The organism is Paramuribaculum intestinale (genome assembly GCF_030759015.1).
In the GTDB taxonomy this organism is placed as follows: Bacteria; Bacteroidota; Bacteroidia; order Bacteroidales; family Muribaculaceae; genus Paramuribaculum; species Paramuribaculum intestinale.
The window spans coordinates 2,134,559-2,159,391 of record NZ_CP098825.1; the positions used below are offsets into that span (position 1 = coordinate 2,134,559).

Annotated in this window: 29 protein-coding genes and 2 tRNA genes; 17 read left to right on the plus strand and 14 right to left on the minus strand. The window is 56.1% G+C overall.

Annotation, left to right across the window (positions count from 1 at the left end; translation table 11 throughout):
* Positions 1-329: 329 nt before the first annotated feature.
* From der to NF347_RS09680, 6 genes are all read right to left on the minus strand, one after another.
* Positions 330-1,649 carry a ribosome biogenesis GTPase Der gene (der, locus tag NF347_RS09655; protein WP_107036896.1) on the minus strand — a complete coding sequence of 440 codons (1,320 nt, stop codon included), beginning with the start codon at positions 1,647-1,649 and terminating at the stop codon, positions 330-332.
* An 84-nt stretch (positions 1,650-1,733) separates the two neighbouring features.
* Positions 1,734-2,627, minus strand: coding sequence for a GTPase Era (era, locus tag NF347_RS09660; protein WP_107036895.1), 894 nt, complete (start codon positions 2,625-2,627; stop codon positions 1,734-1,736).
* A 105-nt stretch (positions 2,628-2,732) separates the two neighbouring features.
* Complete coding sequence (locus NF347_RS09665) at positions 2,733-3,716, minus strand: beta-ketoacyl-ACP synthase III (protein WP_107036894.1); 984 nt, start codon at positions 3,714-3,716, stop codon at positions 2,733-2,735.
* Positions 3,717-3,865: 149 nt separating this feature from the next.
* The gene (gene rpmF / locus NF347_RS09670; protein WP_107036893.1) at positions 3,866-4,051 is read right to left on the minus strand and encodes a 50S ribosomal protein L32; all 186 of its coding nucleotides are present in this window, start codon (positions 4,049-4,051) and stop codon (positions 3,866-3,868) included.
* 83 nt (positions 4,052-4,134) lie between these two features.
* Positions 4,135-4,752, minus strand: a complete 618-nt coding sequence (locus tag NF347_RS09675; RefSeq protein ID WP_107036892.1) for a YceD family protein — start codon at positions 4,750-4,752, stop codon at positions 4,135-4,137.
* A 92-nt stretch (positions 4,753-4,844) separates the two neighbouring features.
* Complete coding sequence (locus tag NF347_RS09680; protein ID WP_123549828.1) at positions 4,845-5,531, minus strand: tetratricopeptide repeat protein; 687 nt, start codon at positions 5,529-5,531, stop codon at positions 4,845-4,847.
* A gap of 241 nt (positions 5,532-5,772) precedes the next feature.
* Between NF347_RS09680 and tyrS the strand changes: the two genes are divergently transcribed.
* The 3 genes from tyrS (at position 5,773) to NF347_RS09695 (ending at position 8,742) form a co-directional block, all read left to right on the plus strand.
* Positions 5,773-7,071, plus strand: a complete 1,299-nt coding sequence (gene tyrS / locus NF347_RS09685; protein WP_107036898.1) for a tyrosine--tRNA ligase — start codon at positions 5,773-5,775, stop codon at positions 7,069-7,071.
* 64 nt (positions 7,072-7,135) lie between these two features.
* Positions 7,136-7,206 (plus strand) — tRNA-Gln (locus NF347_RS09690).
* A gap of 1,305 nt (positions 7,207-8,511) precedes the next feature.
* Positions 8,512-8,742 (plus strand): hypothetical protein, encoded by a 231-nt coding sequence (locus NF347_RS09695; RefSeq protein ID WP_107036693.1) that lies wholly within the window; start codon positions 8,512-8,514, stop codon positions 8,740-8,742.
* A gap of 522 nt (positions 8,743-9,264) precedes the next feature.
* On the opposite strand, the gene NF347_RS09700 is transcribed toward NF347_RS09695, so the two are convergent.
* Positions 9,265-9,891: a S24 family peptidase gene (locus tag NF347_RS09700; protein WP_133165549.1), complete on the minus strand. Its 627-nt coding sequence runs from the start codon at positions 9,889-9,891 to the stop codon at positions 9,265-9,267.
* 225 nt (positions 9,892-10,116) lie between these two features.
* Here NF347_RS09700 and NF347_RS09705 point away from each other — a divergent pair, with 225 nt between their 5' ends.
* The 14 genes from NF347_RS09705 to NF347_RS09770 all read left to right on the plus strand — a co-directional run bounded on the left by NF347_RS09705 (position 10,117) and on the right by NF347_RS09770 (position 18,323).
* Positions 10,117-10,530, plus strand: coding sequence for a hypothetical protein (locus NF347_RS09705; RefSeq protein ID WP_107036689.1), 414 nt, complete (start codon positions 10,117-10,119; stop codon positions 10,528-10,530).
* A gap of 22 nt (positions 10,531-10,552) precedes the next feature.
* A complete protein-coding gene (locus tag NF347_RS09710) occupies positions 10,553-10,948 on the plus strand; it encodes a bactofilin family protein (protein ID WP_107036688.1) in 396 nt (131 codons plus the stop codon).
* Positions 10,949-11,075: 127 nt separating this feature from the next.
* Positions 11,076-11,159 (plus strand) — tRNA-OTHER (locus NF347_RS09715).
* A gap of 613 nt (positions 11,160-11,772) precedes the next feature.
* A complete protein-coding gene (locus NF347_RS09720; RefSeq protein WP_107036686.1) occupies positions 11,773-12,018 on the plus strand; it encodes a hypothetical protein in 246 nt (81 codons plus the stop codon).
* The gene (locus NF347_RS09725) at positions 12,015-12,413 is read left to right on the plus strand and encodes a hypothetical protein (protein WP_107036685.1); all 399 of its coding nucleotides are present in this window, start codon (positions 12,015-12,017) and stop codon (positions 12,411-12,413) included. Before NF347_RS09720 ends, NF347_RS09725 begins: the two co-directional genes overlap by 4 nt.
* Before the next feature lie 17 nt (positions 12,414-12,430).
* On the plus strand, positions 12,431-14,557 hold the full coding sequence (locus NF347_RS09730) for a kinase (RefSeq protein WP_202613091.1): 2,127 nt from the start codon (positions 12,431-12,433) through the stop codon (positions 14,555-14,557).
* Positions 14,558-14,569: 12 nt separating this feature from the next.
* The gene (locus NF347_RS09735) at positions 14,570-15,469 is read left to right on the plus strand and encodes an AAA family ATPase (RefSeq protein ID WP_202613090.1); all 900 of its coding nucleotides are present in this window, start codon (positions 14,570-14,572) and stop codon (positions 15,467-15,469) included.
* An 11-nt stretch (positions 15,470-15,480) separates the two neighbouring features.
* Complete coding sequence (locus NF347_RS09740; RefSeq protein ID WP_107036683.1) at positions 15,481-16,122, plus strand: P-loop NTPase family protein; 642 nt, start codon at positions 15,481-15,483, stop codon at positions 16,120-16,122.
* A gap of 11 nt (positions 16,123-16,133) precedes the next feature.
* Positions 16,134-16,382 carry a hypothetical protein gene (locus tag NF347_RS09745; protein ID WP_133165475.1) on the plus strand — a complete coding sequence of 83 codons (249 nt, stop codon included), beginning with the start codon at positions 16,134-16,136 and terminating at the stop codon, positions 16,380-16,382.
* Positions 16,379-16,777, plus strand: a complete 399-nt coding sequence (locus tag NF347_RS09750) for a hypothetical protein (RefSeq protein ID WP_306254166.1) — start codon at positions 16,379-16,381, stop codon at positions 16,775-16,777. Before NF347_RS09745 ends, NF347_RS09750 begins: the two co-directional genes overlap by 4 nt.
* A 1-nt stretch (position 16,778) precedes the next feature.
* Positions 16,779-17,183: a hypothetical protein gene (locus NF347_RS09755; RefSeq protein ID WP_107036680.1), complete on the plus strand. Its 405-nt coding sequence runs from the start codon at positions 16,779-16,781 to the stop codon at positions 17,181-17,183.
* A gap of 5 nt (positions 17,184-17,188) precedes the next feature.
* Entirely contained in the window at positions 17,189-17,746 is a 558-nt protein-coding gene (locus NF347_RS09760; protein ID WP_107036679.1) for a host-nuclease inhibitor Gam family protein, read from the plus strand.
* Entirely contained in the window at positions 17,743-17,937 is a 195-nt protein-coding gene (locus NF347_RS09765; RefSeq protein ID WP_107036678.1) for a hypothetical protein, read from the plus strand. Before NF347_RS09760 ends, NF347_RS09765 begins: the two co-directional genes overlap by 4 nt.
* 113 nt (positions 17,938-18,050) lie before the next feature.
* Positions 18,051-18,323 carry a transposase gene (locus tag NF347_RS09770; protein ID WP_107036677.1) on the plus strand — a complete coding sequence of 91 codons (273 nt, stop codon included), beginning with the start codon at positions 18,051-18,053 and terminating at the stop codon, positions 18,321-18,323.
* Here the strand turns inward: NF347_RS09770 and NF347_RS09775 are convergent.
* The 7 genes from NF347_RS09775 to NF347_RS09805 all read right to left on the minus strand — a co-directional run bounded on the left by NF347_RS09775 (position 18,314) and on the right by NF347_RS09805 (position 24,779).
* On the minus strand, positions 18,314-18,751 hold the full coding sequence (locus NF347_RS09775; protein ID WP_107036676.1) for a hypothetical protein: 438 nt from the start codon (positions 18,749-18,751) through the stop codon (positions 18,314-18,316). The two genes, NF347_RS09770 and NF347_RS09775, sit on opposite strands and share 10 nt — an antisense overlap.
* A gap of 11 nt (positions 18,752-18,762) precedes the next feature.
* On the minus strand, positions 18,763-19,374 hold the full coding sequence (locus NF347_RS09780) for a phage virion morphogenesis protein (protein WP_107036675.1): 612 nt from the start codon (positions 19,372-19,374) through the stop codon (positions 18,763-18,765).
* Positions 19,375-19,481: 107 nt separating this feature from the next.
* Positions 19,482-20,927, minus strand: a complete 1,446-nt coding sequence (locus tag NF347_RS09785; RefSeq protein ID WP_237613054.1) for a phage head morphogenesis protein — start codon at positions 20,925-20,927, stop codon at positions 19,482-19,484.
* Positions 20,924-22,342 carry a phage portal protein family protein gene (locus NF347_RS09790; RefSeq protein WP_107036674.1) on the minus strand — a complete coding sequence of 473 codons (1,419 nt, stop codon included), beginning with the start codon at positions 22,340-22,342 and terminating at the stop codon, positions 20,924-20,926. Before NF347_RS09790 ends, NF347_RS09785 begins: the two co-directional genes overlap by 4 nt.
* A 12-nt stretch (positions 22,343-22,354) precedes the next feature.
* Positions 22,355-22,780: a phage protein Gp36 family protein gene (locus tag NF347_RS09795; protein WP_107036673.1), complete on the minus strand. Its 426-nt coding sequence runs from the start codon at positions 22,778-22,780 to the stop codon at positions 22,355-22,357.
* Between the two features lie 18 nt (positions 22,781-22,798).
* Positions 22,799-24,331 carry a hypothetical protein gene (locus NF347_RS09800; protein WP_107036672.1) on the minus strand — a complete coding sequence of 511 codons (1,533 nt, stop codon included), beginning with the start codon at positions 24,329-24,331 and terminating at the stop codon, positions 22,799-22,801.
* A gap of 4 nt (positions 24,332-24,335) precedes the next feature.
* Positions 24,336-24,779, minus strand: a complete 444-nt coding sequence (locus NF347_RS09805; protein ID WP_107036671.1) for a YfeC-like transcriptional regulator — start codon at positions 24,777-24,779, stop codon at positions 24,336-24,338.
* Positions 24,780-24,833: the final 54 nt, after the last annotated feature.

The window sequence follows — 24,833 nt, forward strand, 5'->3', positions numbered from 1 at the left end:
GAACCGGGGATAACATCTGCCCGCACGCTCCGCGGCTCCAAGGACGACATCCCATCCGGCATGAGGGGATGGGGCGGCGACGGCACAGAGAGGAGGCGATCGAGGTGGTCGGAGGCAGAGGCAGCAGCCCATCCGGCAGGAGGAGAGGGGGAAGCGACGGCACAGAGAATCGGAGACAGAGGCGGCAGCCCATCCGGCAGGAGGGAGAGGGGGCGGAATAGCGGGACGAATAGGGCGCAAAAAAAGCAGAGCTATCGGAGTATCGGAGTTTCCTTATACTATAGCTCCGATGCTCTGATAGCTCTGATGTGCCGGGGAGGGGCGGGCGGCTACTTCTCGCGCATATATACGTTGATGGGGGTGCCGGAGAAGTCCCAGTGCTCGCGTATCTTGTTTTCGAGGTAGCGGCGGTAAGGTTCCTTGACCCACTGGGGTAGGTTGCAGAAGAAGATAAATGTGGGTATCTGCGCGCCTTTGAGCATGGTGACATACTTTATCTTCACATATTTGCCCTTGTTGGCAGGGGGCGGATATGCCGCGATGGCCTCAAGCATGACGGTGTTGAGCTGTGAGGTGGGCACCGCCCGGCGGCGGTTGCCGTAGACCTCTACAGCTGTTTCGAGCACCTTGTAGATGCGCTGCTTGGTGAGGGCGGAGGTGAAGAGTATGGGGAAGTCGGTGAATGGCGCGAAACGCTCGCGGATAGTATCCTCGAAGTGGCGTATGGCCTGCGGCGACTTGTCGGTCACGAGGTCCCATTTGTTAACACACACGACGAGTCCCTTGCGGTTGCGCTGTATGAGCGAGAAGATGCTGACGTCCTGTGCCTCTATGCCGCGGGTGGCGTCGATCATGAGTATGCACACGTCGGATGCCTCGATTGAGCGGATTGAGCGGATGACCGAATAGTATTCGATGTCCTCCTGCACCTTGTTTTTCTTGCGGATGCCGGCGGTGTCGACGAGATAGAAGTCGAATCCGAACTTGTTGTAGCGCGTATAGATGCTGTCGCGCGTGGTGCCGGCGATGTCGGTCACTATATGCCGGTCTTCGCCGATAAAGGCGTTGATGATGGAGGATTTTCCGGCGTTGGGTCGTCCGACGATTGCGAACTTGGGTATGTCGTCGAGCTGATCCTCCTCGTCGGCGGGCTTTTCGGGCAGCTTCCTGACCACTTCGTCGAGGAGGTCGCCGGTGCCGAATCCGCTGACGGCCGACACGGGATAGGGGTCGCCCAGTCCGAGTGAATAGAATTCGGCCACGTTGTAGAGCCAGTCGTTGGAGTCGACTTTGTTGGCCACGAGTATCACCGGCTTGCGGCTTTTGCGGAGTATCTCGGCCACGTGGTCGTCGAGATCGGTCACTCCGTTCATGGCGTCGACCACGAATAGTATCTCGTCGGCCTGCTCAATGGCGAGCTCCACCTGCTTGTTGATCTCGCTCTCGAACACGTCGTCGCTGTTGACCACCCATCCTCCGGTGTCGACGATCGAGAATTCCTTGCCGTTCCAGTCGACGCGCCCGTACTGTCGGTCGCGGGTGGTGCCGGCCGTCTCGTCGACGATGGCTGTGCGGCTCTGCGTCAGACGGTTGAAAAGAGTGGATTTACCCACATTGGGGCGTCCCACTATAGCTATCATTTGTCCCATAGATGTGTGTGGGGTGTTTGGTTTTCGTTTACAAAGTTAGCATTTTGGCTCCGCCTCTGCAAATATCGCCGCGCCGCTGACGCCTCACTCGATATAGCCGAACGAGCGGAGCTTGTTCTCGCGGTTGCGCCAGTTGGACTCCACCTTGACAAACAGTTCGAGGTAGACGCGCTTGTCGAAGAATGCCTCGATGTCTTTTCGGGCGTCGGTGCCCACCTTCTTGAGCTTCGCGCCCCCCTTGCCGATAAGTATGCCCTTCTGGGAGTCGCGTTCCACGTAGATGACGGCCATGATGTGGATGGCGCCCTCTTTTTCGTCGAACTTCTCGACGATCACCTCTGTGGAGTAAGGCACCTCCTTGTCGTAGTTGAGCAGTATCTTCTCTCGGATGATCTCTGTGACGAAGAAGCGCGCGGGCTTGTCGGTCAATGCGTCCTTGCCGAAGTAGGGCTGCGACTCGGGGAGCAGAGCCACGATGCGTGCCATGAGGTTGTCGACGTTGAAATGCTCCTTGGCACTGGTTGGGAACACTTCGGCGTTGGGGAGCAATTCCTTCCAGCGGGCCACCTTGGCTTCCAGGTCGGCCTGGCTGGCCACGAGGTCGATCTTGTTGATCACGAGCAGCACCGGCACCTCCTCGCGGGCCACCTTGGCGAGAAAGTCGGCATTTTTTGTCGGATCCTCCACCACGTCGGTGACATAAAGCAGTATGTCGGCGTCGGTCAGCGCTCCCTCGGAGAATCCGAGCATACTCTCCTGAAGCTTGTATTTTGGCGAGAGCACTCCAGGAGTGTCGGAAAAGACTATCTGGTATTCGGGGGTGTTGACAATGCCCATTATGCGGTGGCGGGTGGTCTGGGCCTTTGAGGTGATGATGCTCACGCGCTCGCCTACGAGATCGTTCATCAGTGTCGACTTGCCGACATTGGGGTTGCCGACGATATTGACGAAGCCGGCCCGGTGTTTGTTGTCTGCCATAAAATGCTTGAATTTCGATTACTACCATTTACAACAAAGATAGCACCCCAAAAGATGCTATCTTCGTGTTAAAATCAGCTGTCGGTAGGGGGAATGTGTGTTGAATCAGATATCCCAGACCAGATACATGGCGCCCCATGTGAATCCGGCTCCGAAAGCTGTCAGTATGATCTTGTCGCCCTTCTTCAGACGATCCTTGTACTCGTCGAGACAGAGGGGGATGGATGCCGCCGAAGTGTTGCCGTAGTGCTCGATGTTGACAAGCACCTTTTCGGGAGCGATGCCTGCGCGCGACGAAACGGCCTCGATAATGCGCAGGTTGGCCTGATGTGGCACGAGCCAGTCGACATCGTCCATCGTCAGGTTGTTGCGCTGAGCCACATCCATGCTCGAGGTGAGCATGTCGGTCACGGCGTGCTTGTAGACGTAGCGGCCGTCCTGCTGGAGGAAGTTCTGTCCGGCGTCGACGGTTTCGTGCGTTGTGGGGAGCACCGATCCGCCGGCAGGCATGATCAGGTGGTCGCGACCCTCGCCGTCGACATGGAACACGGCGTCGATCACGCCCGTACGCTCCTCGGTAGGCTCAACGAGCACAGCGGCTGCGCCGTCGCCGAAGAGGGCGCAGGTGCTGCGGTCCTCATAGTTGACCATCGACGACATCTTCTCGGCGGCCACGACTATCACCTTCTTGCGAAGACCCGAGCGGACGTAGGCCGCGGCGTCTTCGAGCGCTACGATAAATCCGGCGCATGCGGCCTGGATGTCGTAGGCGTAGCAGTTGGAGAGCTTGGCTTCGTGGGCGATCACCGAACCCGTTGAGGGGAAACGGTAGTCGGGGTTGGAGGTGGCGCAGATCAGCAGTTCTACCTCTTCGGGGCTTGTGCCCGTGTCGGCAAGAAGCTTTTCCACGGCCTTTGCGCCCATGTAAGATGATCCGGCGCCCTCCTTCTTGAGGATTCGGCGCTGCTTGATGCCTACACGGGTCGTGATCCACTCGTCGTTGGTGTCGACCATCTTCGAGAGCATCTCATTGTCGAGTATGTCGTCGGGAACGTATGAAGCGATTCCCGAGATGCGAGCGTAAAGCATGTTGAGTATATTTTGAGAGTTTGGGCTTCTAAAAAGAATCTCCCAAATGGCCGACACCGTGGCACGGCTCTTTCAGGAGATGTGATGATTTTCGACCGGGCGGTGCGGCCTTGTGCCGGCCGCCGCCATCAGTCGGCTACGGCTTCGCCTCAGAGCGCAGCCTTGGGCTCGATGGCGAGCTTGCCGCGGTAGTAACCGCATTCGCCGCACACGGTGTGGTACACGTGCCATGCGCCGCAGTTGGGGCAGAGTGCCAGAGTTGGGGCAACGGCCTTGTCGTGGGTTCTACGCTTAGCTGTGCGGGTCTTCGATTGTTTGCGTTTAGGATGTGCCATTTCTTTCTATGTTTATTCTTGTTTTATTCTTTTCTTATCTCGGTTAAAGATGTGTTCGTTTCGGTTGCTGCGCGGGTGGCCGGTCATTCGTCGGCCGTAGCGCCGTCGCCTTCGGAGGAGAGCTTCCGCAACGCGTCCCAGCGCGGATCGGAGGGCTGGTCGGGAAGAGAAGCCGCGGCGTCGATCGAGTCGATCTCCTCGATCAGGCTGTCCTCAAGCTCTGTATCCTCGTCGGAGGCTCCCCGCTCGGTGGCGCGGTGTTTTTTGAGCATCGCGCTCATCTGGCGGTTGCACTTGCCCATCGGGTGGACGTGCTTTATGGGTATCGACAGCACCACCGTGTCGTAGATCATATAGGCGGTGTTGAGGTAGTTGTCGGCCTCGGGAATCACCAGCAGGTCGTCCGACTCGTCGTTGTACTCGTCGCCATATCTGACGCTGATGTGGTAAGCGGTGTCGATCGGCATCTCAAGGTCGTCAAGACAACGGTCGCAGATGAGCGTCACCACGCCCTCGATATTGAAAGTGAGGTCGTAGATGTCGACCTTATGCACCACCGTCAGCTTCACCAGAAGGTCGGCGTTGTGCACATCCTCGCTCTCCATGTTCTTGAAGAACACCTTGTCGAGATGATACTCAAACTCGTGAGTGCCTTCAGGCAGACTCTTGAGCGGCAGCTTGAAATCGGTAAACTTTCCCACGTCAGGATTATTATTGATGCGCGGCTTCCGGCAGGAAAACCGATGCAAAGATAACTATTATCTCGCTAACACCAAATTTTTTTGACAACGGATCACTTGCCGGCCTCGGCCTGAAGCTCGGCGCGCTTGAGATATTTCTCCATCTCGATGCCGTTCTGTGCGCCATACATCGGGTAGTCCTTTATGATCTCGCGGTAGACGGCAGCCTCGGCGCTGTAGTTCTTCTGCTCGCGGAGCACTGTGGCCTTCTTCATCATGAAGTAGGGGGTGTAGAGCGGATTCTCGTCGGAGATCTTTATGGCCTTGTCGTAGCATCCGAGTGCCTCGCCAAGCTTGTCGAGATTCACGTAGCAGTCACCCTGAAGGCTCTTGGCAGCTGCGCCGATCACGCTCTCGGTGGCGTCATACTTATCCAGATACTTAGCAGCCTCTTCGTATTTACCATCCTTATAGAGCAGGATGGCGGCGTTGAGGGCGGCACGGTTGCCGGCGGAGTAGCCATAATTGTCGGCCACCTGACGGTACTGCTCCAGAGCGGTGGAGTCGTTGCCTGTCGACAGCGTGATGTCGGCCTGACCTACGGCATTGTCGGCCGCAGCCATGCCGGGACGGCGTATGGCATAGATCCATATCAGGATCGCACACACTACCACTCCTATGGCCAGAATCACCCACATGATGGTGCGCTGGCTGTTCTGCACTTTCTGTTCGAGGCCGGTCAGCGACTCGTTGATCTCGTCAAGAGCCGTCCGCGTCTCATTGTCATTGTCCTTTGCCATTATTCTGTAATTCTGAATTAGCTTATTGATCCTTGCATTGTGTGCCGCCACAGAGCGCCGCAGCTGCGGCATCGAGCCACGTCGGCACATTTCGAGCCGCAAAGTTAATAATTTTTTCGCCCACATAAAAGCTTTTATGTCGCCTTTTTATTCCCCACGACCAAAAACATGCCCTTCTCAAATAAAATCGCTAACTTTGCAGATGCAAAACAAGATCATACAAAACAACAATCATACATTTATGAACTTCGTAGAAGAACTCAAATGGCGTGGCATGATCCACCAGATGATGCCCGGCACAGAAGAACAGCTGCAGAAGGAGATGACCGTGGCCTACCTCGGCATCGACCCTACAGCCGACAGTCTGCATATCGGACACCTCGTGGGAGTCATGATGCTCAAGCATCTTCAACGCGCCGGCCATAAGCCCATCGCACTCGTAGGAGGAGCCACCGGAATGATTGGCGACCCGTCGATGAAAAGCCAGGAGCGCAAACTTCTCGACGAACAGACGCTCCGCCACAATCAGGAGGCCATCAAGCGGCAGCTCGCCAAATTCCTCGACTTCGACTCGACCGAACCCAACGCGGCCGAACTCGTCAACAACTACGACTGGATGAAACAGTTCTCGTTTCTCGACTTCATCCGCGACGTCGGCAAGCACATCACCGTCAACTACATGATGGCAAAGGACTCGGTCAAGAAGCGTCTTTCGGGCGAAAGCCAGCAGGGAATGTCGTTCACCGAATTCTCCTATCAACTCGTACAGGGCTACGACTTCCTCTGCCTATACCGCGACAAGGGATGCCGCCTGCAGCTCGGCGGATCCGATCAGTGGGGCAACATCACCACCGGCACCGAACTCATACGCCGCACTCTCGGAGGTGAGGCCTTCGCACTCACCTGCCCCCTCATCACCAAAGCTGACGGAGGCAAGTTCGGTAAGACAGAGAGCGGCAACGTGTGGCTCGACCCCCGCTATACATCGCCCTACCAATTCTATCAGTTCTGGCTCAATGTTTCAGACACCGACGCCGAGAAATACATCAAGATCTTCACCACACTCTCGCGTGAAGAGATCGACGAGCTTGTAGCACAGCAGGCCGCAGACCCCTCGCAGCGCCCCCTCCAGAAACGTCTCGCCAAGGAGATAACCACCATGGTACACTCCACCGACGACTACGAGATGGCAGTGGAAGCATCCAAGATACTTTTCTCCAACCATGCAGGCGAAGCACTCCGGCGCCTTGACGAAACCACCCTTCTACAAGTCATGGAAGGTGTGCCGCAGCACGTCATTTCGCTTCAGGCTCTTCAGAGTGCAGACGGCGTCAAACTCGTCGATCTGCTCACCGACGCAGCCCCCGTATTCCCTTCCAAAGGCGAAATGCGTAAAATGACACAGCAGGGAGGCCTCTCGGTCAACAAAGAGAAAGCAACAGATCCCTACGCCACAGTCACAGTAGCCGATCTTCTCAACGGAAAATACCTGCTTGTCCAGCGCGGCAAGAAGAATTATTTCCTTCTGATTGCCCAATAATGCAGAAAAATTCGTAACTTTGCACCGCTTTAGGCTATCACCATTGATAGCTTGAGCCACGGATTGTCTCGTGGTGTAATGGTAGCACAGCAGTTTTTGGTTCTGCTTGTCCAGGTTCGAGTCCTGGCGAGACAACCTCCACAAGCGTCTTCGACTTCACAGCAAGCGAGGACGCTTTCTTTATTTCCCTCCACGCCATAGCACCGCCACAATCCGGCCGAGCTGCGGAGTGTGCGAGATCAGCCTCTCGCGCAAGCCCGGGCACATAGCGTTGTCATCCCAATCCCCCACATCATCTCCACTATTTTCACCCTGTGCTGACGCATTGCGCGGCCACGTGCCCTCCGGGACTCGCCGCGCTATCATACCATCTACTCCATCCGGGGTCTACGACTCGCATGGCAACCGCTCCGCTATCGCGGCGCGTCGCCCATGCTCCTCTACGAACCCCGGTTTCTATCTGCCCGCACGCTCCGCGGCTCCGACCGCTCCGCCACCCTCCTCTACCGCCCCACCTCCTGATCCCCCCAAACTCCCCCACTCCATCCGATAATTCCGATTACTTGATTACTCCTCACTCCCAGCCGGCTTGGGTAGGTCGTAGACCACCGACCTCTGTAAACCCCGCCATGGCGCCCGCAGGGCGGCTTGGTGGGGTTAGCATCACCCGCCCGGTGGATGTTCGTAGATGAGCAGCAGCAACAGGCCATCCATCGCGGTAGCGGCTCATCTACGAAGAAGCCGTCCGTACCCCTCGGTTCACCCCGCCATGGTGCTGCTGCGCGCGCCATGGCGGGGTGAACCAAAGTCGCATGGTCTCCGACCATTCCCGCCTTCCTCCACCGGCAGGGGTAGCGCTATCGCTTCCGATCCATCCGGCTTCTCTTCTGCGACCGGCACATAGCGCTCTTCCACTCCATTTACGGGGGGAAAAACGATGTGTAGGTGGGAGGGGGTGAGCTGGGGTTGGGTGATCGGTTTGGAGGTCAGGGAGTTGGGCGCGGGCTTGTGGAGGGCGGTGGAAAAACGAAACGTTTTGCAGGTGTAAAGGGATTTTGACAGACGGTTTGCACTTGAACGGTGTTCAAACGGTGGTTTTTACATTTCGGCGGCCTCAGGTCGCATTTTTTTTGCACCGGCGGGAAGTGTACGCGGCGCCGGCTCGATCAGGCGAGAATCCGCGCTCCTGCGGCGGCGTTTTTGCGACCGTCGACAAGCGGGACTCCGTCGCCCATCAGCGCGGGTGTGTCGGCCGCATGGGCGGCGTGGCGAGGTGGCAAAGCATCGGCAAACCAACAGAAACAACATATTAAAAACTACCATATAATTATTATTTGGAATATTTGAGTAACTTTGCGACATAAAACAGCACCACGGCCGGCGGGTGACGGCGTAAGCCTCCGAAAGAGCCGGAGAGGTGGCGATAAAACAGCAGGAAATATGGCGAAAGTGATACATGTGCATCTGATCGGCAGGCGGCGGGATCTCTACTTTGGGAGCATTGCCGCCGTCTACAGCGTATTGACCCCGGAGGAGGTGGGAATGACCCGCAGCAGCCTCGCTCATGCCGGACTATCGGGCGGCGGTACGGTAGTGACTAAAACGGCCATAATCAAACAGTCAACGCTTATCAGAAACCGGAGCGACCTACCCGCCGCCGGCGACAATTGAGGCCTGCAGAGAGCCTAAAAACGGCCTCATCGGCCGGCGGCAACAAATTGCCCGAAAATATTCCACGAGGGAGCCAGTGCGGCTCCCTCTATTTGTTATCCGATAGTCGACACAAAAGAGGTTTGGGGGTACATTTGGGGATACGTTTGGGGGTACATTTTGCACCCTTATAGGGGATGGTTTGGGGATACATTGTTAAAAGGTTTGGGGGTACATTTTAACACATTTACCCCCTCCGCGCCCCCTCCCCTAAATTGACGAAATTTTGAGTTGGAGAAATGAAACGCAAAAAAATCGGGGGGAAATTTGCAGCGACGATATTTGGTAGGGAAAATGTTAAAATGGATAACAAGCGCGGCCTCAATGCATTACCACTATTGAGGGCAAAAAACGGCCTAAAAAGTTTGTGCGGGGATTTTTGGGTGTCGGCGGGGCGTGGAGCGTGGGGTGTGCGGCGTGTGCGCGATGCGCGCGCCGGGGAGCGACGGAGCACGGTCGGAACTGTCGTAGTTATAGGAGTAGTCATGGCTGCAGCTGACGAGTAAAACCGACGATCGAGGCCACATGGAGCACATCGGCGCAATCGACGAGAAATGATGGCCCATCCGGATTGATCGACCGGCACATGATCTGATCACCGCCGAAGTAAGGGATTTTGAACACAACGCCATCGCGCGTATCTAATATATGAGGCTCGCCCCACTTGATATTGGCCGGATAGTCGACAAACCGACAAGCGAGTTCATCGCCCGACAGATAGTCGGGAGCCATCGAGTCGCCCTCGATCTTGATGGTAAAATCATAAGCCGGGAAGGTGGTGATCACCGGGAAGCGCTCACAGTCCGCGTCGCAGGCGGCATTGGTGGCTATCGACAGCGCACCCGCCGCGGCCGTGAACGGGATGCGCGGCCGCGTCGCGCCCGGATTAGCACGGTCGATGGGACCGGCGTCAAAATCTTTTGACACTCGCGACGGGTCGCCATCCGCGCCCTGCGCCTGCTGTAGCATATCTCCTCGCCCTGTAAGCAGCCACGTAGGGTTAACCTGAGTGAGGCTGTCAATGATTTTTGACAATTTATCAGACCCAAGATTACCATCCTGCGCCATGTTGCTAATGTTGCCGCGCCCTAACCCGCAGCGCTCTTCCATTGCCCTGATAGATAAACCATAATGACTTGCAATAAGTTTAAGGCGCTCTTTGATTGTGCTAACGGATGACATGATTTTTTGCGGTTAATGTGATTGTCGTGACAAAAATTCCTGTCAAAAATTTTTGTCGTGTCAAATTTACGTGTTAACTTTGCAACGTCTTCCCCACAGGAAGACGCTCCAAAGATACGAAAATTTGCAATAACACTCAAACAACTACGCGAAATGTTAAAACACGAATTTGAGAAACTACTCGGCTACACGGTGGCGGACAAAAGCTATGTCGAAGCAAACACCATGTATATGAACGCCGGCGAAATGACCAAAGAGGACTTTTGCCGGGAGTGGCTTAAGATTGGCCACACCTCGCTGGCCCATGCGCTATCTGATAGCGTCAGCGAGCTCCGCAAGCAGCTCGACGAAGCGAAACAGACCATCGAAAACCTCAAAGCGGAGCGCGAGGCGATGGTCGAAAAGATACTCGACCAGTGGGAGTCGACAGGGTATGACGAATTTCGCGACGTCGCCGCAGGGTTTACTACTCCACGGCAGATATTACGCTATATCATCGACCACCAAATGCTCCTCTGCGCCGAGGATTACGACACCATAAGTGAGATGCTTGACAAAGAGCAGTAAACCAAATAACCGACAACCGACAATGAACCTATTTACAAAAATCAAACAAGGCTGGCAGGCGCGCCATCGACGCCGCCTCGCCGCGAAGCTGCAGCGCATGATCGCCGCCGCAGCCGACGAAAACGACGGAGCGCTCTCGCTCCACTGCGATATAATACTGCAGGGGGACATATATGTCTGTGGCGACACGGTACTGCAGGGTGACATGGATGCCCGTGGCGACATAATACTGCAGGAAGGCATATGTGTCCGTGGCGACATCCTCGCAGGGGGAGATGTGATCACAGACGGTAGAATAGCCTCAATGGGCGACGCATACGTGCATGGCCGGATCGACAGCCACAACGACGTAACGGCTTGTGCACACACCCCGGACTGGGTGACAGTGCCGAAAAAAAAGATAGAGGCCAACCCGTGAGGGCGCCTGCGGCGAAGAGTCGCCGCGAAACCATGTGGTGATTATATCGCTGTCCGCAGCAAGCAGGCGGGCGGCAGCCGGGGAGAGGATTTCCGGGAGGCTCCGGTCTCCCGCTCCCCGGCAACAAGGCCGGATAGCTTAGTTGGCAGAGCAACCGCGCGGTAACCAATCCGCCGGGGTGTCCGTGGTTCGAGTCCACGTCCGGCCACCACACAAACCATTAATCGACAACAATATGAAGCTAATTGGATTAATCAAAAAGGCGCTGAGGCGACTAACCTGCAGAAAGGGATGTTGGATGGAGGAAGTGACGGCATCAGACGGAATGAAATACATCCGATTCTCTCGTCCACTTGTGTCGGTAGGAGACTTAATTCCCTTTGAGGAGAGTGGCGCCGTCGAAGAGGTCCATGTGTCCACAGACAGGACAAACGAATCGAATCACTCTTAAACCCCAGCCCGGCGTCGGATGGAAATGATTATCCAAAGCCAACAGAGCATACACCTTGTTGTCTAATGCCATCAAAGCGTGGCAATGAGGACACGTGGGGTCTTTGACCTTTGAATGGATTAAATTCCATTCTTGCGCGGTCAAAACGCATAGATTGTATTGGTTCATAACGGTATAAATTTGACATCGCAAATATAGTGTAAATGGTCGGATCTGCAAAATCCATAGCGAGTATAAAGTTTGACACCTTTCTCCGGTCGTTTGCACAGCGCACGAACAGTGAGGAAATGCCGCTCACGTACAAACCTGCCAGGCGGTTGCAGCGTCGAAGCTGCCGTGCGCACTCATAACAACCCACAAACAAAGCAAGCAGATGAAAGCAAGAGCAGAACGGATTACCGGCGAAGCGGTCAAAGCGGCGATAGCAGCCATGACCGACCTGCGCAAGGATCTAAAACCGATCATTCAGGACATGGAGGCCACGCATGAGATGGATGAGCTGGCGCAAAACCTCAACTACTGCGCCCTTGTTGCCGCCGACAACGGCCTGGCGCAAGCCCTCCACGACGTCAACCACTGGATCAACGATAAGCACAACGCCAACACCAAAAGTATATGAAAAAGAGAGAGTACATAACCATCGCCCCTGACAAGCTCGAAGCTGTCTTGAGAGTCTATACAGATGGCGGCAAAAAAAGCAAGCCATCACTCCGTCTTATCCGCGCGACGCTGAACTACGAAAAGCCGCTGGGTATGTCGAAAAACGCAATAAAACTGCGTCAGATAATCCTGTGTGGAGGTGGTAAGATTACATACGATGGAGTGACGAGTGAGGAGGTGTTTTTTGACTCCGACGGCAGCTGGGTGCAGCGCTATTCAAATGGTGCTCAAATAACGATCAGTAAGGCCACAGGCAAGGCCGTGCTCACCCGTAATGGCAAGGTCAAGGTCGAAATCGAGCGTGCAAAACACTCGGAGATAATGGCGCTCCAGAAAGCCGCGCGCGAACTATAATCAGGGTGGGGTACGCGATGGAAGTGTATAATGGCAAAATAGCGGTCACGTTTGACGAGCTGACGTCGACAACCGACGGCGGAGCGGTGATCTCATGCAGCGCGCTCAAGGGCGTATTGCGTCGTCATCCGGAGTATCGCTTATCCAAGGGCGGCGGCCTCGGCCAAGTGTGCCGGATCGATTTTGACGCCCTGCGCGAGATGTACCGCCGTCGGTTTATCGCCAAATACGGCGATCCCCGCAAACTCCTTGCCGACGAGGCTCTGCGCGCCGAGCTTGATCTTACCATCGACGAGGCCGCCAAAAAATATTACGCCAACTACCGCTATGAGTTGCGCGGCGAGCTTGTGGCTCTCGGCGAGGATGTGCAGCGCCAGCTCGTCATCAACGCCTCTGTGCTTAACCGGATGATCGCCATAATCGAGCGCCGCGGCCTGCTGCGGGTTAAAAATGGCGGCGCCACCATGCGCCAGCTCCTTGAGACCGCCGGCGAAACATACGAGCAGCTGCGTGACGCCTACGAGCACACCCTGCCCACAAGCGTAGAGCGGTTGCGCACCAAGATCAATGAGTATAAGCGCGACGGCTACCCCGCGCTGATCAGTAAAAAATATGGCAACAGCAATACCGTGGTGATCACAGAGGAGAGCGGCGAGTATCTGATAGCCCTCAAGCGCTCCAAAATGCCGGTCTATACTGACTCGATGCTCTACACCGCCTACTGCCTGCGCGCAAAGCAGGAGGGGTGGAAGGTGCCGCGCAGCGTACGCTCCCTCACTGACTGGCTCGACCGCCCCGAAAACAAGCGCCTGTGGATGAGCGCCGCATACGGACAAGTCGCCACCGATCAGGCCTACAGCCGTAAAAACACCACCATCCTGCCGAGTATGCGCGACTCACTATGGTATGGCGACGGCACCAAACTCAACCTGTACTACAAAGAGCTTGTACCCGGGCCGCGCGGCGGCACATGGAGAGTCAAGACCCTGCAGGTGTATGAGGTGATCGACGCTTATAGCGAGGTGTTTTTGGGTTACTCCGTATGCGAGACCGAGAACCCCCGCGCCCAATACGCCGCCTACCGCATGGCTCTGATCACAGCCGGACACCGGCCTTACGAGGTTGTGCATGACAACCAGGGCGGCCACAAAGAGGGTGACGCCGTGAAGTTTTTGGATCGCCTCCCGGTCAAGGTGCACCGCACGACCAAGCCTTACAGCGGCCAATCAAAAACCATCGAGAGCGTATTCAACCGCTTCCAGGGGCAATATCTGGCTCAAGACAAATTTTTTACCGGCATGAATATCACCGCTGTAAGAAAGTCAAGCCATGTAGACACGAATTTTGTCTACGCTAATATGGAGCATCTATATACCCGCGCCGAACTTATCAAAGCTTATGAGGAGTATCGCGAGCGGTGGAACGTTGCCGCGCACCCCAACACCGGCATCAGCCGCATGGAGATGTATCTGACGAGCTCCAACCCCGCCACCCCCGCGATCACAGAGGAGGATATGGTGAGTATGCTGTGGTGGACCACCGAACAACCTGTGGCCTACACCGACAACGGCCTCACGGTAACCATCAACGGCGAGAAACGTAAATATGAGGTGCATGAGCGCCCGGGTGTATATGACTACGATTTTCTCGGCCGCAACCGTGGCCGGCGATATTACGTCAAGTATGACCCCTGCGATCTGTCGTCAGTGCGGTTGTACACCAAATCGTCGACCGGCGATCTGCGCTTTGAGCGCGTGGCTGTGCCTCCCGTGAGGATCCACCGCAACATACAAGAGCAGCTCCCCGGCGAGCAGCAGCTGATCCGCGACAACATCAAGGCCAACGAGGAGGCCTACAAAAAACGAGAGATAGAGGCGCGCACCATCGAGCGCAAGTATGGCATGTCGCTCGAGCAGCAGGGACTTAACCGTCCGACACTCCCAGGCGGCAGCAAGAAGATCGAGGAGGAGATCGAGCGCGAGGTACACCGGCGCACCCGCAATCTGCGGCCGAAGTATGAGCGCATGAGCGCCGGGCAGGTCAGCAAAGAGATAAGCATGATGATACTCGACAGGAGTACCGGCAAGAAGCAGAATGATGACTACGGCGAGGATCAGCAATACAGAGCAGTAGCAAAATTATAACACGAGATAATCATGACACAAACAGAAAAACAAAGGATAACCGACGCCCTCCGCACTTATGTAGGGCGCTATCCGAGCCAAAACAAGGCCGCCGCAAGCCTCAACGGCGTGTCGGCCGCGACCGTCAGCGCCATACTCAAGGGCAATCATGAGCTGATCAGCGATGATATGTGGCGCAACGTCGACAAGCAGGTGACCCCGCAAGGCTCGCAGCTCGGCTGGAGGATTGTCGAGACCACATCATTTCGCGAGATCCAGACCGCCTTGGCTGACGCACAGGATTTTGGTAACGTGCGTTGGATCGTCGGCGACGCAGGCTGCGGCAAATCGACCGGAGCGCGGTGTTATGCCGCCAACAACGACAACGTGTTTGTAGTGCTCTGCGACGAGGATATGCGTAAGAGTGACTTTGTCCGGGAGATCGCCCGCAAGGTCGGGCTCAAAACCGCCGGCATGCGCCTGCGTGAGATGCTCGAGGGCGCGACCGACTACCTTATGCAGCTCGAGTCGCCGCTGCTGATATTTGACGAGGGCGACAAGCTCAATGACAACGTTATTCATTACTTTATCAACATTTACAACCGCATGGAGGGGTGTTGCGGCATAGCGTTTTTGTCGACCGGCTACATCGAGCGCCGACTGGAGCGTGGCGTGGCCTGTGGCAAAAAAGGTTACGCGGAGATCTACTCGCGCATCGGCCGCCGGTATTACGAGCTCGAACCTACCAACCACATCGATGTGGAGGTAGTCTGCGAGGCAAATGGCCTGACAGACAAAGGGCAGATCGCAAAAGTGGTTGCGGTTGCCCGCGATAGTGACTACGACATGCGCGTCGTGCGCCGCGAGATCCACCGACAAAAGCGGATCGCCGCCGCTAAAACGGCACCTGAAAAGCAGTCAAACAACGGTTAAACAGCGATCAAATGGCACGAGCATTATCAGTCAAAGAGGTTGACGCAAAAAAACTCCCTACCCTGACATTGAGCGAGCGATGGCACAATATGGTCGGAGAGATCGCACCCACCGGCGTATGGTTGATATGGGGCAAATCCGGATCAGGTAAATCGTCGTTTGTCATGCAGTTGTGCAAAGAGCTGTGTCGGCACTATAAGGGGATCTACAATAGCCTCGAGGAAGGCATATCCCTCACCCTGCAAAACAACATCCGCACCAACCGCATGAGCGAGGTCAACTCGCGTCTGGCGTTTGTTGAGGAATCGATCGAGGAGCTCAATGAGCGCATGACCAAGCGCATGAGTCCACATTTTTACATCATCGACAGTCTGCAGTGTACCGGGCTGTCGCCCAAGACATATGACGAGTTTGTCAATATCCATAAAAAAAATAAGCTGATAATATTTGTCAGCCAGACCGACGGACTTCGCCCGAAGGGACGCGTTGGTGATCATGCGCTCTTTATGGCCGATGAAAAGATTTGGGTAGAGGGATTCCGCGCGCAGACCTTTGGCCGTTTTATCGGTCCGGAGGAGACCTTTGTCATTTGGCCGGAGCGCGCACAGGCCTACTGGGGCGCACAAGTAAAAGCAGACTTAACCATCAAATAACACGAGATATTATGAGTACAATGAGAGAAAGCATCACGCTTGCCGCGCCTGATCGCGCCGGCACGGAGCATTACTACAGCCGCCCGCAGACATGCCGCTACTGCGGCGGGTCCGGGCACTTTGCCCCTTACGGTCCGGACGACAAAGCGTCCGTCTGCCCCGACTGCCACGGCGCCGGTAAAATGGTGGCTGTCGTCGATATTACATGGGTACCCGCCCGTCGTCGTGATCAACCCCGCAAAACCGGAGCAATACAATGATACGGAGTTGGCAAATACCACAGCACTACATGAGCATAGCGCGCTATATGGAGATCGAGATACCTGTCAGCCGGATCCAGGTCAATAACCGTCTGATCGACGCCGTGACCGTCGAGGTGATCCGCACCGACAGTCTCGGCCTGTGGATAGAGGTTGGCCGGACACAGGCAGGTTATCATTACTCGGTCACCTACGCCGTACCGACCGGCGGCGGCTGCGGCGGAGTCCATGTCAACTCGCCAAGAGCCAAGGACAAGACCGAGGCTCTGCTTGGCGGACTGCGCGAGGCCGCCGGGAGCTACTGGATCACACGCCACGACGGCGCCGCGGCCCGCATAGAGGCCGCGGTCAGAGAGGTCGAAAACTACAAAGCAACACAACTGACATTTTTTTGATATGGCGATAGACAACTACAGGCGGTTTTACGCGATTCTGCGGTATATGCCGCCGCTCTACGAACGCGACGAGCAAAAGAAGCAGCTCGTGCTGCAGTACACCAACGGCCGGACGGACAGCCTCCGAGATATGACTACAAAGGAATACAACGCCATGTGTAGCGCTCTCGAGCGGGAGTTTGGCATCCGGGAGCTCCGCCGCGAAAAGCGCAGCATATGCCTACGGCTCATGCAGCAACTCGGCAAGGACACCACCGATTGGTCGGTCGTCGATGAGTATTGCGTCGACCCACGGATAGCTGGCAAACCGTTTAGGGAGCTGACTAATGGCGAGCTTGACACACTGGCGCGCAAACTGCGTGCCATCAAGCACAGACAGGACAAAAAATCATCCATTAATCAATAATCATTATGGCAAAAAGAGTAAAAAAAACAATCATTACCGGCATAACGGCCGGGGAGGCCGAAGAGGCATTTGCCTCCTACGCCAAGGCTGACGCACAGCAGACCAAAATCACGGCCGAGATCGAATTGGCGTGCGCCAAGATCCGCGAAAAGCATCAGGATCAACTCGCGGCCCTGCAGCAGACCAAGGACGAGGCGTTTGAGCGCCTGCAGACCTACGCAGTGGAAAACCAGAGCGAGCTCTTTGCAAAGCGCAAGAGCCTCGAGATGACCCACGGCGTGATCGGATTTCGCACGGGTCAGCCTAAGTGCAAGACCGCGCGCGGCACCACATGGGCCGACGCTCTGGAGCTCGTCAAGGATCGCCTCCCGAACTATATCCGCACAAAAGAGGAGGTAGACAAGGATCGCCTCCTGGCTGACCGCAACCTCCCATGTCGGCGTGACGACGAGCCGGAGGAGGCAGCACGTCCGCTGCTGCATGAGATGGCGCTGTGTGGCATCCTCGTGGTGCAGGAGGAGAGCTTTTTTGTCGAGCCAAAGAGAGAGGAGGCAGCGTCATGATCAAGTTGCGCAGAGTCGTGGGCACAGGCCCCGATCAGCAGACTCAGATCTGCTACGTCAGACCGGAGAGCATCGCCGTCATCGAGGAGCATGACGACAGCGCATGGGTCGTAATGACCGACAAGAGCGTCATCCGTACAGATATGATCGTCGACGAGGTAGTGGCGACGCTTAAGGCCGTCGGATATTAGACAGCAACAAAAAACAGGTAGATATTACAGATTGATTTGGTTTTGGGTGCGCAGGCTCGTGGGAGTCTGCGCATTTTTTCGTAATTTTGCATTGGAGAGCACAAATCTTGCACATGGCCAAAGGTAGGGATCGAGAATTAATCAAGTTACGTAATGAGGCGCTATGCCGGCGCTATTACTACTGGACCGAGACTCAGCGACTGCGTTTTGACGACGCGCTGCGCATACTCTCCGAGCGGGAGTTTTTTTTGAGCGAGCAGCGCATCATGGCCATCATACGCAAAGCGAGCCGCGAGGGTCGCATCGAGGGGCTTAAGCCGGTCCCCAAAATACGCGCCCCGCGGCTCACCGCCGATCAACTGCGGCTATTTGCCGATCAGATCTGATCGGAGATCCTAAACGCAAAAGTCATCTCAGATACCTTGATACCGTGCGGCATGGAGTACCCCCTGCTGCGCACGCGCGTAAGCGCCGAGGCATTGGGCGCAGCCCTAAACCGATGCAGCGCCCGATAGACCTTGCGCAGCAGCCGGCGACGCTCGCGCACATGGTCATATGTGCCGGATGTGTAATGTGTGTCGTGATAGCAATCGGTGGCGAGGCGCACGGTCAGCGTCGCGCGGCCGCGCTGGGTGTCGCCGGTCAGATCCTCCCACTCGGTTTCGTCATTGCCGATCAGCACACAGGGGTAGGTTACAGGATAGGCGTCGTCCTCGGCCGACATCTCCAGTTGGCCATAATCCTCGTCGATCAGCGACAGCTCCGGCACTTCGGCCGCGATCCGATTGATGATGTTGATGTACAGTTCTTCCATTTTGGTTGTTATTATGGGGTTAATATTTTGCGGATCTCATCCTCGACGGTGCGGCGCAGCTCACGCGTGAGAGTCTGCGATGGGCCGATAAATTTGCGTTGCGGCATCACAAATCGTGTCTTTTTGGTCAGAGCCATACGCCTCCATTTTTCTGATTCGGCGGTGGCGTTGAGATGTGTCACCGTCTTGCCTTTGTGGCGGCCTTTGCCGTTGTCGGCAGTGGCCTTGCTCGTGCCCAACGTCCTGTAATACATCGCCCAAAACTTCTTACGCATCTTGGGTGTGATGGTGATGCTGCCGCCGTTGTTGTGGATGGCGGCATATATCAGATCGTTGTAGATGCGCACGCGCCCCGGAGCAAGTTTGAACAGAATCCGGTTGCGCAGGGTGTTGGTGCGCGACAGCAGCGGTCCGCGCTGCCCGTCAGCCCCGGAGAGGGTCTGCTGGCGCCATGTCGACGGCCACGCCTGCAGGTTATCATCCAGAAAGCCACCCCGGGCGAAATTGCCCCGGAAATGCTGCATCGCCTTTGTTCCCATGAGCCGCGGCAGATCGCTGCGGAGAAGTTTTGCGAGCTCTTTTTGCCTTTTTTCGGCAAATTCACGAAAATTTTGCGGTGTCATTGTTTGGAGTGTAAGAGAAAAGTGTTACTTTTGCAATGGACTTTAGCCGCAAGGCTATCATGCCAAGGTGTGCCGGGTATACCCCTATTGGGGACCCGGCTTATTTTTTATATATCATATTTCAGCAGCTCTTTCGACCCTTTTATTACGCAATAAACATGCTTAATTTGTCGTTTTAGTAGATCGCCGTGCATATCACGATAATGTCGAAATTGTGCTATTGATTTCACCATCTTTTTGTGGTCGAACAATGATGGGTCATGAAAATACAGACAGACGGAATTAGACGGATGCTCAACATCTTCGCGGGCATTGTAGTTGGTCAATTGTCTGTTTTTAGCTGCAAGCGCGTGCGAATACCATCCGTGCCCTGTTATAGAGCGTATATCCATAGCCTCTCCATCCAGTTCAAGATCAAGAGCGGCAAGCTTATTTCCATTCTTCTTTTTTGACTCATCAAGGAGTAAGGCGACGCGCCCCATGCGGAAGAGTTCCGCCTGGCACTCGAGTTCGAGCTGCGTGGATGTAAGACCTTCAAAGAAGCGCTCCGCCTTGAGGCCGTCATGGGTGATATGGCCGACATGTTGGGCTCGCAATCCGCCTGTACGCTTGTCGTATTCCACGTCGCGCCATTCGGGGTTGTTTTTCAATTCTCGATATTTCGCGCGGTTTTGCTTCTTGCGCTCGACCTCCTCGTCGGGGATGGCATTGTCGGCTTGGCGGCAGCTGTTACAATCCTTCTTTTTATTGCCGAATCGCATGCCGAGGCGGTTTTTGAGTCCTCCGGCAAACGGGCACGATGAGCAGCTGTCTGGATAATACGGATGATCCTGACCAAACAGACTGCCGGACTTGCCCGGATTGTCGCCGAGTCCCTTGTGGGGTCCATCCTTGCGCGGATCCACCGCATCCTCATGCTTGATCCCTGTCGCCGGCTCGTCGGTCGACTCCAGCGAGCACTGGCAGTTCCATCGGTCGCCCGGCCGGTGTCGCGACCAGAACGGATGATCCACTGGGAGGATCGTACCCCAGTAGATGCGATGATCCGCGCCCGGATTGGGCGACGTCGACGGCACCCACCGGAGGTTGGGGAGCACATCCTTGTCACGCTCGAACCGCTGCCACTCCGCCGCCTGATGCGCCCGGATAACGGCCGTGTCATACTCCGTACGCAGCCACGGCCCGAACTGGTGGGAGGCTATCGACTGGACATCGTTTGACCACTGTTCGAACGACTTTAGACGGCCGTTTGAATCGAGCAGCCGCGCCGCCATGTCGTTTTGTGCCTTGTGCACCTTAAACGCCGCAAACACTTCCGCGCTGTGGCGCAGTGCGTTGACAAACGCCGTGTCCGGCTCATCGTCGGCGATCCCCTCCGTGATAGCCTCGTCGAGACGGTCGACAACCCCGCGGAACAGATCCGGATCGATCTCCTTGCGCGGGTTGTAGTCGCGGTTGTAGATCGACGCCAGGGCTGACGCCAGCAGATCGTTATCGATCTCAAGTCCCCAAGAAGGCGCATCGTCGGAGTTATAGTACAGGTTGTTGATCACCAGTCGTCTGCCCCGGCGTCCGGGGCGAGGCCGAAAAAAGAGCGCAGCGCGTTTTTGAGTGTCTTTTTGGGTTGTTTTTTGGGTGCGCCGTCGTCATGCGGCTCGTCATCGCCGCCATCATCGGGATCGTCGTCATCGTCACCGGCCTGGATCTGCGCGGCTATGCCGAGCATCCGGGCAGCCCGCGCCGCCTCCGCCTCCTTGGCCGCCTCCGCCTTGATCTGATTGTAATTGACCGGCTTGGTGATGCCAAACGCCTCATACAGATAATCGTCGTCGACGGGGAGGCCAAAGGCCTGATTAAGCTGCACGAGTATGTTGACCTTTGACGTTGGATCGAGGTCTTTGCGCTCCGGAAAGTAAAACTCGCCCCCGGCGGTATTGATGCCAAGCCCGGCAAATATATCGGTCATGTCGTAGTTGAGCACGTCAAGCACATATAGGCGGTCGGCCTGCTCGACCTTGTCCTCTACCTTTTTATGTACTGTGCCGAGCGCCTGAGTGCCGGTGTCGGACGCCTCGGTGGTCAGGGTGTTGCCGAGGATCAGTTTGGAGATCTCGCTATTGCAGCGCTCGATCAGCCGCTCGTAGACGTCGGCCGAGCCGGTCTTGTTGCCCGACTCGATCAGATTGAGCGATGAGTCCTTGCCATGCACAAATACAGCGAGGCTGCCGGTGTTGCGCGCGTCTTCGATGGCCCGCTGTCGTGAGTCGTCATCGTCGCTATCATAGACATACTCCTGTATCGGCATCCCAAATACCTCCGAAAACTGCGACCAGTCTCCGGTGGCGTTGCGCTTGTAGATCACCCATGGCGCCGCCTTGGCAAGCAGGCCGAGATCCTCCGCGTCGCCGACGTACAGCAGATTGTCGTAACTCTCCCATGACAGGCCGTCGCTGTCTCCCTGGTTGCGCTTGATGATCCGGCGCACCGGGCACGCGTGCTTGCGAGGTACGAGGAGGTAGTCGATCCAGTCGTCTACCTGCCAAAACTCGCAGAGGGTAAACCCCCAAAAACGCGCGCCGAGGATGTCGCGCACGAGGCGGCTAAACCAGGGCGAGCGGATCTGCTCGTTGACAGCCTCGTCCGGCTTGCCGTCGCGTCGAAACTCGATGTCGGAGCACAATACCGCATTGATACGCTTGTCGATAACGCATGACAGATGCGCGTCCGTCATAATGTCGGCATAGAGATCGTACAACCGCGTACGGTTGGGCGTGTCGACATTTTCGGCCGTCCTGATCGCGGTTATATAATTTGATATATCCAAGCCAAAGCGCTTTGGCTGGGTGAGGATAACGACTCCGGGCGCGGTCTGCCCCGGGCGCGGTACATTGCCCGATACGGTTATCATTCCCGGCGCATTGGCTATGTTGCCGGTGCTGCCGGTCTTTTTGTTTTTGCGTCTGCTCATAGGTCAATATAATTACATGTGTGATACCCTGCGCGGGTTGCTTGTGATCTTAAACATGGCGCCGCCGGTGCGCTCCTCCTCCGGCAGCATCGGCGCCCCCTCTATCGACAGCTCTTCCGCGGCGATCATTTTGAGCCACTCCACGGCACGCTCATACCGCTCCTTGCGGATCGGTGACAGCTTGTAAGGGTTATGGATGCAAAATGTATGATAGATGGCTATGTCGATCATCATCATAAGTACGAGCTGATTGCGCTCGTCGCCCCGGGCGCCGAATATGGCGTCGCAGTCATACCTCCTGGAGAGATAGCAGCGCGCCTCGGCAATGGCGCGATCCTCGCAGATCTCCACCAGCGAGGGGTCTTTGCGCGTCAGGGCGTCGAGGATCTCGGCGTGTATCGACGCATCGTAATCGGTAAGGTCTATAAATTGGCTCATATAGTGTGGTGTATGATGTTACATGCGGCGTTTGTTGAGTTTGGCGACCTCGCGGCGGTCGCGTGTGGCCGGTTTTTCGACGCGGCGCAGCAGCTCGTCAATGATGCGGTTGCCGCCCTCGACCGCGTCCGGGCCGTCGGCCGGATATTTGAGATTGAGTGTAAAGAGAGAGAATTGATCCGCGAGCTCGCGCATGTGAGGGTTATCACGCTCCGCCTCGTTGAGGATCAGGTGTCCCATCCTGTTGAGCGGCTCCAGGTTGGCCTCGATACGCGTGGCCTTGTCGGTCTTTTTGCGCTCGTCAGGCCGGATATGCAGCTGTATGCCACGCTCGCGCCGCACCTTGGCCACAAGCGGTTGAAAGACCTGCTGAAAAAATGGATCCTGCAGCTTGTTGTTCTCCATGTAGCAATACACGGAGGTCTTACCTTGTATGCTATCAAGGAGTTGCACATACCAGTCGATAAACTCCGCGTTGAGCGCCTTGTCGAGGCGTGTGCGGATGACGTATAGCTTACCATCGAGCTTGCCGAGGAGACTCACAGCCTTAAACGACTTGCCTTTTTTTGCCCGGCTCTCGCCCGGCGAAGGGTCGCCATAGATGACTACAAACTTAAATTTGGAGAGTGGAGGCACCTTGCCATACACAAGATCCTTAAATACCTCGCCCTCGGCAATGGGATTGTTAAAATACTCGCCCTGCGCCGCCTTGGTGGAGATCTTGGACAGCACCCTGTCGATATGCTCCTCACTGTTTTTCTCCGGCCATGTCGATCGGCCGGACTTGTCGCGGATATTGACAATATCCCAATGGTCAGCGGACTCCCCGGCTCGCACCACACAACAGTCGCGGGCGATGATGTTGCCGCAAAACACCACCAACGTAGGCTCGGAGATCGACCGCGCCGGATACAGGGCGCGCTCCCACCAGTCCCACCGCTTGGCGATAATGTCGGGGTTGCGGCAATCCTCATCAGTGTCAAAATCATCAACCAAAAACACGTCGGGACGGATCGCCTCATTGCGCGATCCTCGCGGTGACTGGCCTGCGCCGAGCGCACGAAACGACGCCCCGCCACGGGTCACAAACTCATCCTCGGTCCAGTTGCCCGGTGTCATCTGCTGGCCATAATAGGCGATGATGCGGCCGTTGGACTCAAGCATGGCGCGATATGGCGCGAGGAGCCTGACGGCGTTGTCCTTGGAGTTGGAGGTCAGGATTATATTATGTTTGCGTCCGGTCATCACCAGGTGCAATACAACACACATTGTAATGGTGGATTTTGCGAGCTCGCGCGACCACGACAGCACCTCAAACCACTCGTCATGCGCGACGATCCGCCGGATCGCACGCCGCTGAAAATCGGCAAACTCGCTCTTGACGTATGGCGCGCAAAAAAACTTGATCCACTCGATGGGGTTGGCCTCGAGCTGTATGCGGTGTCTGTCGCGCTCCGCATGGGTCATCTTACGGTCGACGGGGGTCGCGCGCACAATGTCGGCCTTAAGCCGCTCCCACTCCTGCAGCGCTATCTTATCGGCTTGTTTCATAGCGTCAGAGGCTGTCCTTGATGTATGCGTCGGCGAGTGATACTATCTCCTTGGCCTTATTGACATCGAGGGCGCGCAGCCACTCGACAAAATCAGTCAGTACGGAGATCTTGTCGGCAATGCCCATCTCCTGCTCCATGCGGGCGATCGATGACGAGAGTTTGCCGAGTATGTCGGCCTCCTTGGAGTTTGCAAAGCGCTCCCCCTCCGGACGCTCCGCTATCTGCCGGTTGATCTCGGCCACCTGTCTGTAGAGGTTGTTGACCTGCTCTTTGCGGGTCAGGGTCAGTCCGGCCTTATACTCCTCCCATTTGCCGTCACGGATCCAGTTGGAGATGGTCACACGCGACACCCCGACCCGGTTGGCCAGCTCCTGCTGTGTCATGCTCTCCCGGAGGTATAGGCTCTTGGCCCACTCCTTTTTCTGTGTATTTGTCAACTCTGCCATATGTACGTAATTAGGTGCTGCAAAAATACACCTAAATGACGGCGCGTTAAATTC

Bases quoted from the DNA above. Each gene is read 5' to 3' on its own strand.
- der (WP_107036896.1), bottom strand. From the start codon at position 1,649: ATGGGACAAATGATAGCTATAGTGGGACGCCCCAATGTGGGTAAATCC.
- era (WP_107036895.1), bottom strand. From the start codon at position 2,627: ATGGCAGACAACAAACACCGGGCCGGCTTCGTCAATATCGTCGGCAAC.
- NF347_RS09665 (WP_107036894.1), bottom strand. From the start codon at position 3,716: ATGCTTTACGCTCGCATCTCGGGAATCGCTTCATACGTTCCCGACGAC.
- rpmF (WP_107036893.1), bottom strand. From the start codon at position 4,051: ATGGCACATCCTAAACGCAAACAATCGAAGACCCGCACAGCTAAGCGT.
- NF347_RS09680 (WP_123549828.1), bottom strand. From the start codon at position 5,531: ATGGCAAAGGACAATGACAATGAGACGCGGACGGCTCTTGACGAGATC.
- tyrS (WP_107036898.1), top strand. From the start codon at position 5,773: ATGAACTTCGTAGAAGAACTCAAATGGCGTGGCATGATCCACCAGATG.
- NF347_RS09695 (WP_107036693.1), top strand. From the start codon at position 8,512: ATGGCGAAAGTGATACATGTGCATCTGATCGGCAGGCGGCGGGATCTC.
- NF347_RS09700 (WP_133165549.1), bottom strand. From the start codon at position 9,891: ATGGAAGAGCGCTGCGGGTTAGGGCGCGGCAACATTAGCAACATGGCG.
- NF347_RS09705 (WP_107036689.1), top strand. From the start codon at position 10,117: ATGTTAAAACACGAATTTGAGAAACTACTCGGCTACACGGTGGCGGAC.
- NF347_RS09710 (WP_107036688.1), top strand. From the start codon at position 10,553: ATGAACCTATTTACAAAAATCAAACAAGGCTGGCAGGCGCGCCATCGA.
- NF347_RS09720 (WP_107036686.1), top strand. From the start codon at position 11,773: ATGAAAGCAAGAGCAGAACGGATTACCGGCGAAGCGGTCAAAGCGGCG.
- NF347_RS09725 (WP_107036685.1), top strand. From the start codon at position 12,015: ATGAAAAAGAGAGAGTACATAACCATCGCCCCTGACAAGCTCGAAGCT.
- NF347_RS09730 (WP_202613091.1), top strand. From the start codon at position 12,431: ATGGAAGTGTATAATGGCAAAATAGCGGTCACGTTTGACGAGCTGACG.
- NF347_RS09735 (WP_202613090.1), top strand. From the start codon at position 14,570: ATGACACAAACAGAAAAACAAAGGATAACCGACGCCCTCCGCACTTAT.
- NF347_RS09740 (WP_107036683.1), top strand. From the start codon at position 15,481: ATGGCACGAGCATTATCAGTCAAAGAGGTTGACGCAAAAAAACTCCCT.
- NF347_RS09745 (WP_133165475.1), top strand. From the start codon at position 16,134: ATGAGTACAATGAGAGAAAGCATCACGCTTGCCGCGCCTGATCGCGCC.
- NF347_RS09750 (WP_306254166.1), top strand. From the start codon at position 16,379: ATGATACGGAGTTGGCAAATACCACAGCACTACATGAGCATAGCGCGC.
- NF347_RS09755 (WP_107036680.1), top strand. From the start codon at position 16,779: ATGGCGATAGACAACTACAGGCGGTTTTACGCGATTCTGCGGTATATG.
- NF347_RS09760 (WP_107036679.1), top strand. From the start codon at position 17,189: ATGGCAAAAAGAGTAAAAAAAACAATCATTACCGGCATAACGGCCGGG.
- NF347_RS09765 (WP_107036678.1), top strand. From the start codon at position 17,743: ATGATCAAGTTGCGCAGAGTCGTGGGCACAGGCCCCGATCAGCAGACT.
- NF347_RS09770 (WP_107036677.1), top strand. From the start codon at position 18,051: ATGGCCAAAGGTAGGGATCGAGAATTAATCAAGTTACGTAATGAGGCG.
- NF347_RS09775 (WP_107036676.1), bottom strand. From the start codon at position 18,751: ATGGAAGAACTGTACATCAACATCATCAATCGGATCGCGGCCGAAGTG.
- NF347_RS09780 (WP_107036675.1), bottom strand. From the start codon at position 19,374: ATGACACCGCAAAATTTTCGTGAATTTGCCGAAAAAAGGCAAAAAGAG.
- NF347_RS09790 (WP_107036674.1), bottom strand. From the start codon at position 22,342: ATGAGCAGACGCAAAAACAAAAAGACCGGCAGCACCGGCAACATAGCC.
- NF347_RS09795 (WP_107036673.1), bottom strand. From the start codon at position 22,780: ATGAGCCAATTTATAGACCTTACCGATTACGATGCGTCGATACACGCC.
- NF347_RS09800 (WP_107036672.1), bottom strand. From the start codon at position 24,331: ATGAAACAAGCCGATAAGATAGCGCTGCAGGAGTGGGAGCGGCTTAAG.
- NF347_RS09805 (WP_107036671.1), bottom strand. From the start codon at position 24,779: ATGGCAGAGTTGACAAATACACAGAAAAAGGAGTGGGCCAAGAGCCTA.